Source organism: Lonsdalea britannica (assembly GCF_003515985.1).
GTDB lineage: Bacteria > Pseudomonadota > Gammaproteobacteria > Enterobacterales > Enterobacteriaceae > Lonsdalea > Lonsdalea britannica.
This window is the reverse complement of record NZ_CP023009.1, coordinates 2138962-2150705: the sequence shown is the minus strand read 5'-3', so window position 1 is coordinate 2150705 and position 11744 is coordinate 2138962. Positions and strand designations below refer to the sequence as shown.

13 protein-coding genes and 1 other RNA gene are annotated in these 11744 nt (G+C 51.5%); 7 read left to right on the top strand and 7 right to left on the bottom strand.

Annotated elements, in window-relative coordinates; all coding sequences use genetic code 11:
* Positions 1-21 precede the first annotated feature (21 nt).
* From CKQ53_RS09880 to CKQ53_RS09865, 4 genes are all read left to right on the top strand, one after another.
* Positions 22-273 (top strand): type B 50S ribosomal protein L31, encoded by a 252-nt coding sequence (locus CKQ53_RS09880; RefSeq protein ID WP_085652952.1) that lies wholly within the window; start codon positions 22-24, stop codon positions 271-273.
* Between the two features lie 18 nt (positions 274-291).
* Positions 292-435, top strand: a complete 144-nt coding sequence (gene ykgO, locus CKQ53_RS09875) for a type B 50S ribosomal protein L36 (RefSeq protein WP_085652951.1) — start codon at positions 292-294, stop codon at positions 433-435.
* A gap of 624 nt (positions 436-1059) precedes the next feature.
* A complete protein-coding gene (gene tomB / locus CKQ53_RS09870) occupies positions 1060-1428 on the top strand; it encodes an Hha toxicity modulator TomB (protein WP_026738849.1) in 369 nt (122 codons plus the stop codon).
* A gap of 53 nt (positions 1429-1481) precedes the next feature.
* Complete coding sequence (locus CKQ53_RS09865) at positions 1482-1685, top strand: HHA domain-containing protein (protein ID WP_009114000.1); 204 nt, start codon at positions 1482-1484, stop codon at positions 1683-1685.
* A 353-nt stretch (positions 1686-2038) separates the two neighbouring features.
* Here the strand turns inward: CKQ53_RS09865 and ffs are convergent.
* An RNA gene (gene ffs / locus CKQ53_RS09860) (signal recognition particle sRNA small type) lies at positions 2039-2135 on the bottom strand.
* A 163-nt stretch (positions 2136-2298) separates the two neighbouring features.
* Here ffs and CKQ53_RS09855 point away from each other — a divergent pair.
* The gene (locus CKQ53_RS09855) at positions 2299-2619 is read left to right on the top strand and encodes an MGMT family protein (protein WP_094118523.1); all 321 of its coding nucleotides are present in this window, start codon (positions 2299-2301) and stop codon (positions 2617-2619) included.
* A gap of 31 nt (positions 2620-2650) precedes the next feature.
* On the opposite strand, the gene CKQ53_RS09850 is transcribed toward CKQ53_RS09855, so the two are convergent.
* Entirely contained in the window at positions 2651-3223 is a 573-nt protein-coding gene (locus CKQ53_RS09850) for a YbaY family lipoprotein (protein ID WP_085652949.1), read from the bottom strand.
* A 207-nt stretch (positions 3224-3430) separates the two neighbouring features.
* Between CKQ53_RS09850 and tesB the strand changes: the two genes are divergently transcribed.
* Positions 3431-4294 (top strand): acyl-CoA thioesterase II, encoded by an 864-nt coding sequence (gene tesB / locus CKQ53_RS09845; protein ID WP_085652972.1) that lies wholly within the window; start codon positions 3431-3433, stop codon positions 4292-4294.
* A 103-nt stretch (positions 4295-4397) separates the two neighbouring features.
* Here the strand turns inward: tesB and amtB are convergent, their stop codons facing one another.
* The 5 genes from amtB to CKQ53_RS09820 form a co-directional block, all read right to left on the bottom strand.
* The gene (gene amtB, locus CKQ53_RS09840) at positions 4398-5690 is read right to left on the bottom strand and encodes an ammonium transporter AmtB (RefSeq protein WP_085652948.1); all 1293 of its coding nucleotides are present in this window, start codon (positions 5688-5690) and stop codon (positions 4398-4400) included.
* A 39-nt stretch (positions 5691-5729) separates the two neighbouring features.
* The gene (glnK, locus tag CKQ53_RS09835) at positions 5730-6068 is read right to left on the bottom strand and encodes a P-II family nitrogen regulator (RefSeq protein WP_009114005.1); all 339 of its coding nucleotides are present in this window, start codon (positions 6066-6068) and stop codon (positions 5730-5732) included.
* A 304-nt stretch (positions 6069-6372) separates the two neighbouring features.
* Positions 6373-8157 carry a SmdB family multidrug efflux ABC transporter permease/ATP-binding protein gene (locus CKQ53_RS09830; RefSeq protein WP_094118524.1) on the bottom strand — a complete coding sequence of 595 codons (1785 nt, stop codon included), beginning with the start codon at positions 8155-8157 and terminating at the stop codon, positions 6373-6375.
* Positions 8150-9919 (bottom strand): SmdA family multidrug ABC transporter permease/ATP-binding protein, encoded by a 1770-nt coding sequence (locus CKQ53_RS09825; RefSeq protein ID WP_094118525.1) that lies wholly within the window; start codon positions 9917-9919, stop codon positions 8150-8152. Before CKQ53_RS09825 ends, CKQ53_RS09830 begins: the two co-directional genes overlap by 8 nt.
* An 81-nt stretch (positions 9920-10000) precedes the next feature.
* Positions 10001-10462 (bottom strand): Lrp/AsnC family transcriptional regulator, encoded by a 462-nt coding sequence (locus CKQ53_RS09820; RefSeq protein ID WP_085651720.1) that lies wholly within the window; start codon positions 10460-10462, stop codon positions 10001-10003.
* A gap of 120 nt (positions 10463-10582) precedes the next feature.
* Between CKQ53_RS09820 and CKQ53_RS09815 the strand changes: the two genes are divergently transcribed.
* Positions 10583-11656 carry a PLP-dependent cysteine synthase family protein gene (locus CKQ53_RS09815; RefSeq protein WP_085651719.1) on the top strand — a complete coding sequence of 358 codons (1074 nt, stop codon included), beginning with the start codon at positions 10583-10585 and terminating at the stop codon, positions 11654-11656.
* The last annotated feature ends 88 nt before the right edge of the window (positions 11657-11744 follow it).

Below are 11744 nucleotides of genomic sequence, written 5' to 3'. Positions count from 1 at the left end.
AACATTAAACAAGGGCGTATTATGAAACCTAATATTCATCCTCACTACCGCACCGTGCTTTTCCATGACACCAGCGCCAACACGTTCTCCACCGTAGGTTCCACGATCGCCACGGAAAGAACGCATGAATATGAGGGGAAAATTTATCCGTATGTCACCATTGAAGTTTCTTCAGCCTCGCACCCTTACTACACCGGCAAACAGAAAGAGTATTCAAAAGAGGGAAGCGCAGCACGCTTTCAGAAAAGATTCGGCCATTTTCTTAAATTTTAAAGACAGGAGAAAAACGTCATGCAAGTATTAAGCTCACTACGAAGCGCCAAAAACCGCCACAAGGATTGTTTCGTCGTTAAACGACGCGGCAGAATTTATGTTATTTGTAAAAGTAACCCTCGCTTTAATGCTGTTCAGGGGCGGAAAAAGAAAAAACACTAATGAATAACTCATCGGACTTCTATGCTGTCATCAATAAACAAACAATTAAGTCTGAAAGAAATTCTCTTCTGCCTTAGGATTTAAACAGGCCTTAACATTTAAGTAACTCACTGACTATTAATGAATCAGCTTGTTTGGCCCTATCACCTTTAAACGCCGTCTGGCTTTTGACCATCATAGGGGAGCCAGCTCCCCTATCCCACCCGCCAGTCACTCAACAGATCTGAGATTCACGGATGCTATTTTTGTTACATTTTATATGGATACCTTACATTCAATGTCGGAAAAACTAATTAACATAGTAAAAGCGACGCGATTAAAAAGAGACGTTTAATAGTCTTGTGTTTCAATTAATACATTACAAAATTTAAACGGTGAGTTCGATAACAGCAATAGCTACAGAAAATGTCCGCGCTGTGCGAACCTACGCGTTCTTTGCTATAGTTGATGCAGAATGACTTTTACAATGACGTGAGGACATTCTTTACATTCACCGTGTTATCCTTGGTCGGTCTATTTGAGGACAGCGGAGTGTAATCACTCTTATGCAATTCATCGCGTTACCTGCCTCGGCAGGAGTAAACCCTAAGTAAGACTGAACCATGGCTTAACGGAGGGATTGAAATGGATGAGTACTCACCTAAACATTATGATATTGCCCAACTCAGATTCTTGTGTGAGAATCTGCGCGACGAAAGTATCGCGACACTAGGTGACAGCAACCACGGCTGGGTGAATGATCCGACCTCCGCAATAAATCTTCAGCTCAATGAACTTATTGAGCATATTGCGGCCTTTATTGGCACCTATAAAATTAAATACCCGGATGACGAAGAGTTGTACATGCGGGTTGAAAAATATTTAGACGATACTTATATTCTTTTCAGCAATTACGGCATTAATGATGCGGAGCTGCGGAGATGGCAAAAATCTAAGTCACAATTATTCAGAATGCTCTCAGAAAAGAGCAGCTATGCAACAGTAAGAACTTAAGCAATTATTTGCCTTATACTTATTTTAACCCAGGAAAATTCATAAAGGTTATTATGAAAAAAATAGATTACTTGATGCGTTTGCGCAAATGCACAACCATCGACACCCTTGAACGAGTTATTGAAAAAAACAAGTATGAACTCTCTAACGATGAGTTAGAAATGTTCTATTCCGCGGCAGACCACCGTCTGGCCGAGCTAACCATGAATAAGCTTTACGACAAAGTCCCTACTGCCGTATGGAAATACGTACGTTAATACGGATTAATCATCCACGGTTAAGCTAAAAGAACATTGAGCCGATATCATGATCGGCCTTTGTCTTATTAGAAAAATTAAGCAATATGCTAAAATTAGTAACAACTCATATGTACGTATTTCCGCCTTAATTCATCAGAAATAACTTAACACCCATTTTATTAAACAACTCCCTACCGATTGAGATAAGTCTTTTTATAAACTTACCTTCAATGGCATTGAATGTATGAACCTAATAATGTCCAATAAATAAAACATAAGACAACGCCAGATTCTTAAAAAAAGACCATCCGAAACGTAAAAGTAAAAAACAAGAAGGGTAAATAGGTAAGAAACATCTGAAATGGTGGAGGCCCCGCCAGCTACATCCCGGCACACACGTCGCCTGCTGCGGCTGCTTCCTTCCGGACCTGACCGAGTCCACAGGTTAGTGTTGCGGGAGAACCAACAGGGCCTCCATTGACGGCTCCGCACTGCGAAGCGGTGGGCATTATCAGCGATGGACTGGTCAATTGCAAGCCGACGCGGCCTAACCGCTGTTTTCTTACCCATAACCTGCTTGATACCATGTGCTATCGAACGCCCTCATGGCAAACAGGAGATTTCACGCGCTATGTCGCAGCACGAAGATAACTTTCGACAACGCGTTTTTCAGGTCATCGCAGCCATCCCCTTTGGTCAAGTCACCACCTACGGGGATGTTGCGCTCTTGGCCGGTTCGCCACGAGCAGCGCGTCAAGTGGGTGCGATATTGCGTCATTTGCCTGAAGGAACAAAACTCCCCTGGCACCGGGTGATTAATCGAAAGGGCGAGCTATCGTTGACAGGATCTGACCACCAGCGTCAAAAGCTGGCGCTGGTGGCGGAAGGAGTAAGATTTAATTTGGCGGGTAAAATTGATCTCAACCTCTTTCGTTGGCAACCAACGGCGTAAATCTGATAACTCGCCGCTGGTTAGCCTTCGATTACTGGATAGGGGTTACGTTTGTACCACCGACCGGAGGCACCGTGGCTCCGCTATGAACATCCGCTCCTGCTGCTAACGGCACAGAAGGATTCGCCGGGACAGGTACAGACTCCACAGGAACCAAAGTCAGATCGGCGGAACGAACGCCATTATTGATGACAGGAACCACGCTTTCAGTAATTAGCGTCACGCGATGATTGATAGCGACGGCCGCGCTCAAGAACACTCGCGCGTTAGGTTGAATATCGCTCGGGTTGTAGGGCAGAACGAAATGGAAAGGTGACTGTTTTCCGTGAGTCAACGTCACCCGCTGGGCAATAATTTTCGATGGGGCATCGGCCAGCGAGGCATCCGAAACCGTTACCGTTAACACGGCATCCGCTGGCAGTGCGATTTTTTGTCGAATATTCACTGTACCGGTCACGGAAGGCTGCGCAATGCCGGGTACATAGCTGCCGCTCGCCGGGATAGGGCCTCTGACATCCGGAGCTACACCACTATCACTTTTATCTGCACACCCAACCAAGCCGATCGATACCATGATACCGCCCAAGATATGCCATAATTTCATTTGGTAAGTCTCCCTTTATCATTTATCTGGCCTTCGGCGAAAACCGATGACCGCTAAGTAGCAAGAACCACTCGGCGTTTTAATTATGGTTCAATATCTTGATATTTTCATAAGGGATGACGGAAAGGACCAAAACAAAAAGTGGGGTCATGTGGTTAACGCCGCAAGGACCCGCAATATGGCGTACTACCGACAAGGCTGATAATGATGAGTCAGGCATTACAACAGCTTCTCGATTTGCTGAATTTGGAAAAAATCGAGGAAGGTTTATTTCGTGGTCAAAGTCAGGATTTAGGGCTGCGACAGGTCTTTGGCGGCCAGGTTGTCGGTCAGGCGCTTTCGGCAGCGAAACAGACCGTATCCGAGCAACGTAGCGTGCACTCTTTCCACTGCTACTTTCTTTTGCCGGGAGAAAGCCATAAACCAATAATCTATCAGGTTGCCACCCTGCGCGAGGGCAAGAGTTTCAGTACGCTACGCGTAGATGCCATTCAAAACGGTCGTCCTATTTTTCATATGACCGCTTCATTCCAGCAGCCGGAATCAGGATTTGAACACCAGAGCGTCATGCCGCAGGTGCCGATGCCGGAAAATTTGCCTTCGGAGCAAGACATTGCTCAAAGCCTGGCCCATTTGCTGCCTCCTCAACTGAAAGAGACGTTTACCCAAGAGCGACCGATCGAAATGCGGCCGGTTAAATTTCATAACCCGCTAAAGGGGGAAGTGGAACCGCCAATCCGCCATGTCTGGTGCCGAGCTAACGGTACACTGACTGACGATGAGCGCGTTCATCAGTATCTGTTGGGATACACCTCTGACTGCAACTGCCTGTTGACGGCACTCCAGCCCCACGGCGTCGGTTTTCTCGAACCCGGCATGCAAGTCGCCACTCTCGATCACTCAATGTGGTTTCATCGACCGTTCCGAATGGATGACTGGCTGCTGTATGCGGTAGACAGCCCATCGGCCTCCGGCGGTAGAGGATTAGTACGAGGTCAATTCTATACTCGCGACGGCGTTCTAGTGGCGTCCAGCATGCAAGAGGGCGTTATTCGCCGACATAGCGCATAACCCGTTCGACCTTATATCCGCCCACAAAAAACCACCCGCAGAGAACTAACGGGTGGTTTTTTTATTGCAGTCGAGGCGTGCGACACACGCCTCCAGAGACTGATTATTGGTTGTATGCGTTTTCGCCGTGGCTGTTAACATCCAGCCCTTCGCGTTCTTGCTCTTCCGGTACGCGCAGACCAACGGCCATATCAGCGACTTTGAAGGCAATGAATGCGGCGACGCCAGACCATACGATACACACGATCACGCTGAACAGCTGTACCCAGACCTGATGCGCCATCGTGACGCCTTCCGCGTAACCTACACCACCCAGCGAAGACGAGGTGAACACACCCGTCAGGATGCAACCGACAATACCGCAGACGCCGTGAACACCGAAGACGTCGCAAGGATCGTCAACGCGCAGCCAGCGTTTCAATACGGTCACGCCCCACAGACCCGCAAAGCCACCGGCGAAACCAATGACCATCGCGCCGCCGACACCCACCGTACCTGCAGCAGGCGTAATCGCAACCAGACCTGCGATACAGCCGGAGCATGCGCCCAGCAGAGAAGGCTTGCCGCGCAGAACCCATTCACCGACGACCCAGGCCAGAATCGCCGCTGCCGTTGCGATCACCGTCGTCAAAAATGCCAGACCCGCGATGTTGTTGGCCGAGCTAGCGGAACCGGCGTTAAAACCAAACCAGCCGATATACAGGATAGCGGTACCAATGCAGACCATCGGCAGATTATGCGGTTTGAACGCTTCTTTACCGAAGCCAACGCGTTTACCCAGTAAGGTCGCGCCAACGAGTCCCGCAACCGCGGCGTTGATATGCACGACCGTACCGCCCGCGAAGTCCAGCGCGCCGTCCGCAGCCAAATAGCCACCGCCCCACACCATGTGAGTCATTGGCAGGTAGGACAGAGTGAACCACAGAACCACGAAAATCAGCGCGGCGGAGAAACGAATACGTTCCGCCAGAGCACCAATGACCAGACCAACGGTAATGCACGCGAAGGAGCCCTGGAAAGCGACGTGGATGAACTGATAGAACGTGCCGCTCTGGGAGTTGATATCAATGCCGTTCAGCATGAAGTTACTCAGGCTACCGAAGAAGGCATTGCCGGAGCTAAACGCCACGCTATAGCCATAGATGACCCACAGCAGACATACCAGCGCAAAGGCCACAACAACCTGGGACAGGACGGACAGGACGTTTTTAGAACGAATCAGACCGCCGTAAAACAGCGCAATGCCCGGAATGGTCATAAAAAGCACCAAAGCGGTACAAATCATCATGAAAGCATTATCGGCTTTATCGATCACTGGTGCTGCAGTGTCTGCCATGGCGCATGCCGGGAGCATGGCTGCGGTACCCAGACCAGACAAGAAGGATAGTTTCTTCATTTCATTCATCCCTATTTATAAGGCTAAATCAGGTAGTTGTTATAGTGCAGCTTCATCTGTTTCGCCGGTACGGATGCGAATGACGCGCTGTAGTTCAGCGACAAAAATCTTACCGTCGCCAATCTTGCCGGTGTAGGCGGCTTTGCTGATTACATCAATGACTTCATCAAGCTGGTCGTCGGCGATAGCGATATCGATTTTCACTTTAGGTAAGAAGTTCACGCTATATTCCGCGCCGCGGTACAATTCCGCATGGCCCTTTTGGCGTCCGAACCCTTTCACCTCAGTAACGGTAAGGCCCTGAATACCAATGGAAGACAAAGCTTCGCGCACGTCTTCCAGCTTGAACGGTTTAATTACCACAGTCACCAGTTTCATTCTCATCCCCCTAACCCGTTAAGTTCAGGCCTGTGCCGTCACTATCAAATGTCTCTACGCCATCATTGAAAGCAATTGATGTGCCATAAATGAGTCGACGTTGGAAAAGCAGTGAAAGGTGATGAATGCGCGCATCGTGGAAATCGCGTTTGAATAAAGTATGGACAATCAGGAATAAAAGCGCACACAACCAGTGCACCATTTTTGTGCGCTGCGCCTGATTCCAGTGCGCTTCACCTTTGAGCAGGAGAATCTCTGCTAAGTTATGGTGCGTACCGAAAATCAGACGCGGTTTAAAGGAGGGCTAAGGGGTCAATGCAGCGGTATCGTAGCGTTTAGACTCCGCAAGGGCTTGTCCTGCCAGCTGGAGCTGATACATCTGATAATAGCGTCCTTGCTGAGCCAGCAATTGCGTATGTGTCCCCTGCTCAGCCATTTCTCCCTGGTTAAGCACCAGAATATTGTCCGCCTCAACGATGGTAGACAAACGGTGGGCGATGACCACCAGCGTCGTTTGAGCTCGAATCAACCGTAGCGCCTTCTGGATAGCCTGCTCGGTCCCGGAATCGATATTCGCGGTCGCCTCATCAAGAATGAGTATCTTAGGCGAGTTCACCAGCACACGGGCCAGCGCGAGCAGCTGTTTTTGCCCCACGGAAAGGTTATTGCCCTGCTCACCGATTAGGCTATGGATCCCCTCAGGCATATCCCTGACCAGCTCAGCCAGTTGCACCATTTCCAGCACGTGCCACACGCTCTTTTCATCAATCTCTCGCCCCAACGTGACGTTGGCATAAACCGAGTCCGCAAGGACCACCGGGTCCTGCTGAACCATCGCCACATTGCTGCGCAGAACAGAGTGAGACAACGTCGGGAGCGGACGCTGATCCAGCCGAATAACGCCGAATTCGAGGTTGTAATAGCCCATAAGCAGGTTCGCCAGCGTGCTCTTGCCGCTGCCGGTGTGTCCCACCAGCGCAACAAACCCTTTATCTGGGATTTGCAGATTGATGTTACGTAATACCGGCTTGCCGCGGCGATAAGAGAAAGTGACATCGTCTATATCGATGCGTCCGCTCGTTAGAGGGCGCAAGTCGTCGCCATAGTCCTGACGATTGCCATCCATCAGCGCGAAAATACGCTCTCCGGCCACGACGGCTTGCTGCAACATCGACTGCTGAGTCGTCAGCTCAATCAAGGGTTCGTTAAGCCGTCCAAGATAGTTGATAAAAGCGTATAACACGCCGACGCCTACCGAGCCGACCGAGCTAAAGCCGAACTGCAACAGAAGTCCGCACATTACCAACGCGGAAAACAGACTCAGCAGCGGACGTAACAGAAAGCCCTCCAGACGCAGCGTTTGCATCCGCGACAGATAGTGCTTTTGACTGACTTCACTCAGGCGTTTGCCGAATCGCGCCTGCTGACGAAACTGCTGAATGACGCTCATACCGTTGATGACTTCATTAAAGCCATCGTTAATATCCGCCAGATAGCTGCGTACCCGGCGTACGATGGGCGTGCTGTAACGTTGATAAATCACCATCACCACCATCACGGCCGGGAAGATGGTCAACGCGACGAGCGCCATACGCCAATCAAGGCTGAACATCGCCACCATCATGGCGCTGATGAGCGCTGCGCTGCGCAGAACCGTCGCCACCACCATCACGTAGAGATCCCGCACCACTTCCGTATCATTCGTCACCCGGGAAATCAGTTGCCCGACAGGCTGGGTATCAAATGTCGACAGCGGCTGGCGCAGAGCGGCATCCATGACGTCGATTCGCAATTGCTGTACGACACCCACCGCGACCCGATTGAAGGTCAGCGCCTGCAGGTAATGAAGGGAGGCGGCGAGCAGTTGCAGCAATACATAAACCGCGGCCAAGCCGCTGGCCAACATCAGCGGAAACTCCCCTTTTGAGACGAGATGGTCGATAAAATAGCTGATGAGTATGGGGCCGGCGACTTCCGCCGCCGCCGCGATCCAGAGCATCACCATGCCTACCGCCAGCGGTTTACGCCAGGGGGAGCCATAGGCCAGCAGTCGTTTCAGTGTCGGCCAGAGCGGATGTGAATTATTCACCTTTGACCTCCTGATGCGACGTCGGCTCGTCCAATGCGGCTTCGAGTTGCTGGTAACGGTACATGTCCCGATACCATCCTGATTCATGTGACAGCGCCTGATGATTACCGCGCTGCGCCACTACCCCCTGTTGCAGCACCAGCACTTCATCGGCGTCAATCAATGCCGAAAGCCGGTGTGCGCTGATGATCAGGGTGCGCCTTTCTCCCCACTCTCGCAGGTTATTCAATATTTCATGTTCAGTACGTCCGTCCACGGCGGAAAGGGCATCGTCCAACACCAAGACCTCAGCCTCAAGCAAGAGCGCGCGCGCAATCGCAATACGTTGCTTCTGCCCACCGGATAGCATGACCCCCCGTTCGCCCACTTCGGTTTCATACCCCTGAGGCAAACGCAGAATATCGTCATGGACATGCGCCAAACGTGCCGCTTCCTCTATTTGCGCGACGGTCGCATCCGGTCGTCCCAAGGCAATATTGCCCGCTACCGTATCGGCGAACAGGAACGGCGTTTGTCCTACGACGGCGAACCGGCTCCTTAAATCATCCAGACGCAGGCTATCAAGCGGAAGGCCGTGGTAAGAAATACGCCCTTCCTCCACATCAAATGCACGCAACAGCAGGGAGATTAATGTACTTTTTCCAGAACCAGTAGGACCACAGAGTCCCAGCATTCTTCCCGGTTTCAGTGTGAAACTGACGTTATGTAACACGGTCTGACTGTGCTGCGGATAGTGAAATGCCTGGATATCTACCGCCAGCGTTCCGGGTTCGTCCGGCAAAGGCTGAACACCATCGACCACCACCGGTTTCTCGGACAGGAGCTGACGAATTCGGCTATAGCCCGCGCTGCCCCGTTCAACAATATTCAGCATCCAGGCGAGTGCCAGCATCGGCCAAATCATCAGTCCCAGATACATGACAAAACTGGTCAATTCGCCCAGCGTCATCGTCCCATGGATTACCATCCAGCTACCGCCACCGATGGCCAACAGGTTGGATAAAGCGACAGCAATATAAATCGTGGGATCAAAACGCGCATCCACGCGAGCCACCCGCATATTTTTGGCGCCCGTGTCCGCGGCCACTTCGGCAAAACGCTGAGACTGATAATCTTCCAGCCCAAACGATTTGATCATTCGGATACTGGTCAGGCTTTCCTGCGTCTGATTATTCAGCATAGAAAACGCCGCCTGAGCGGCTTTAAAGCGGTGGTGCAACTGCGTACCGTAGTGCTTAATAATGATGGCCATGATTGGCATTGGCGCCAAAGACAGTAGCGTCAACTGCCAGCTTAGCTGTGTGCACATCACCACCAGCACAGCGCACCCCATCATCAGAGAATCGACAAACGTCAGCACGCCTTCACCGGCGGCAAAAACCACTCGGTCGACGTCATTGGTGGCTCTGGCAATCAAATCTCCGGTACGATGACGCATGTAGAAGGCAGGATGCTGACGGCTGAGTTGACGATAAAAATCACCACGCAGCTCTACCGCCAGTTGATAGGACGCGCCAAACAGCAGAACGCGCCAGAAATATCTCAGCAGGTAAGTTAATAGGGCGGACAACGCCATGAGCCCGATCCACCCCATCGCGGTAGCGGCAGGCATATCGTGCTGTGTCACGCCATCGACGACAATCCCGACAAGCGCCGGAGGCAGCAATTGCAGTATGGCGATGACGATTAAGAGGATTACCGCCCCTAGATAACGCTTCCATTCACGGCGGAAATACCATCCTAGTTGAGCAAAAAGTCTCACGCGGTCTTCATTCCAAAGCTAGTAGCATCATTATTATTGCGGGCAGAACAATAGTATACATGATTGCCCAGAGGGATAAATTTAGACCTTTATCGGCAACGCCGTAGTGTGTTTGATCTCTTCCATCGCAAAGCTGGACGTGACATCCACCAGACCCGGAATACCTTTGACGAGACGCTTGTAGAAATTGTCGTAGTTTTTCATATCTTCTACCCGAACTTGCATCAGATAATCGTACTCACCGGCCATGCGATAAAAGGACAACACCTCCGGCATATCGGACACGAAGCGGCAAAAGTCCCGATACCAGTCGCTGTTGTGCTGCTGAGTTTTCAGAAGCACGAACGCCGTCAGCCCCAGCCCTAACCGTTCATTATCCAGTAGAGCGACGCGCGCCTTGATATATCCCGACTCTTCCAAACGCTTCAGCCGCTTCCAACAGGGGGTCGATGTCAGGTTGACCGCCTCGGCCAATGCCTGCAGCGAAAGTGTACAGTCACGCTGTAAGAGTGCGAGCAAAGTGCGATCCGTTTTATCTAGCATAGGGGATAACCGTAGAAAAATTTTCTCCCATTTAGGGCAAATAAAGAAAAATATGCAATCTTTTTTCCTTGTGACCACGGTAGTCTAAGCGCACCCTTCAGATACAACGGAAGTTCTCTTATGACTAACACATGGGTTAAAAACGCCGTCAGCGCGATTGAAGCTGATTTTCAACGTTCCGCCGACACGCACCTCATGCGCCTGACGTTACCTGCCTACCCCGGCATCTTCTTTTATCTGAAGGACGAGAGCACCCATCCCACCGGGAGCCTGAAACATCGGCTGGCGCGCTCGCTGTTCTTGTATGGCCTCAGCAACGGCTGGATCAAGGAAGGCACAACGATCATCGAGGCTTCGTCAGGTAGCACCGCGGTCTCCGAAGCTTACTTTGCCCGCCTGCTGGGCCTGCCGTTCATTGCCGTCATGCCCGCCTGCACCGCGAAACGTAAAATCGAGCAAATTACGTTTTATGGCGGCCGCTGCCACTTCGTCGAGCAGTCTGGACAAATCTACGCAGCCTCCGAACAATTGGCCCGCGATCTGAACGGCCACTATATGGATCAATTTACCTACGCCGAGCGTGCGACAGACTGGCGCGGCAACAACAACATCGCCGACAGCATTTACCACCAGATGTCCAGAGAGCCTTTCCCGGTTCCTGATTACCTGGTGATGAGCGCAGGTACAGGCGGGACCTCCGCCACCCTTGGGCGTTATATTCGCTACAAAGGGCTGGACTCGAAGCTGGTGGTCGCCGATCCCGAAAACTCGGTGTTCTACGACTGCTACCGTCAGCAGAACCGTACGCTGACCTCCGCCTGCAGCAGCAGAATCGAAGGTATTGGACGCCCCCGCGCCGAACCGTCTTTCATTCCCAGCGTGATAGACGACATGATTAAAGTGCCTGATGCCGCCAGCGTCGCGACCCTTCACTGGCTGGAAAGCGTCCTTGGTCGCAAAGTCGGCCCCTCAACTGGCACCAATGTGTGGGCCACGCTGCAACTAGCTGAGAAAATGAAAGCTGAAGGGCGTCGAGGCGCCATTGTGACGCTGCTGTGTGATAGCGGCGAGCGCTACCTGGATACCTATTACAACCCCGAGTGGGTAGCGGCGCATATCGGTAATCTGGCGCCTTTCGCCCGGCTGCTTGCTTCAGAACAGCAGCAGGATCGACCAACGTCGTGTCCGGCATGATGTTATTTACCGCGCTGAAGCGAAGCCGGTTTTGAGTTACCATACCCGCTTCGTGACATGTTAAGCCGTAGTCTGGATGTACGGCCCC

Bases quoted from the DNA above. Each gene is read 5' to 3' on its own strand.
- CKQ53_RS09880 (WP_085652952.1), top strand. From the start codon at position 22: ATGAAACCTAATATTCATCCTCACTACCGCACCGTGCTTTTCCATGAC.
- ykgO (WP_085652951.1), top strand. From the start codon at position 292: ATGCAAGTATTAAGCTCACTACGAAGCGCCAAAAACCGCCACAAGGAT.
- tomB (WP_026738849.1), top strand. From the start codon at position 1,060: ATGGATGAGTACTCACCTAAACATTATGATATTGCCCAACTCAGATTC.
- CKQ53_RS09865 (WP_009114000.1), top strand. From the start codon at position 1,482: ATGAAAAAAATAGATTACTTGATGCGTTTGCGCAAATGCACAACCATC.
- CKQ53_RS09855 (WP_094118523.1), top strand. From the start codon at position 2,299: ATGTCGCAGCACGAAGATAACTTTCGACAACGCGTTTTTCAGGTCATC.
- CKQ53_RS09850 (WP_085652949.1), bottom strand. From the start codon at position 3,223: ATGAAATTATGGCATATCTTGGGCGGTATCATGGTATCGATCGGCTTG.
- tesB (WP_085652972.1), top strand. From the start codon at position 3,431: ATGAGTCAGGCATTACAACAGCTTCTCGATTTGCTGAATTTGGAAAAA.
- amtB (WP_085652948.1), bottom strand. From the start codon at position 5,690: ATGAAGAAACTATCCTTCTTGTCTGGTCTGGGTACCGCAGCCATGCTC.
- glnK (WP_009114005.1), bottom strand. From the start codon at position 6,068: ATGAAACTGGTGACTGTGGTAATTAAACCGTTCAAGCTGGAAGACGTG.
- CKQ53_RS09820 (WP_085651720.1), bottom strand. From the start codon at position 10,462: ATGCTAGATAAAACGGATCGCACTTTGCTCGCACTCTTACAGCGTGAC.
- CKQ53_RS09815 (WP_085651719.1), top strand. From the start codon at position 10,583: ATGACTAACACATGGGTTAAAAACGCCGTCAGCGCGATTGAAGCTGAT.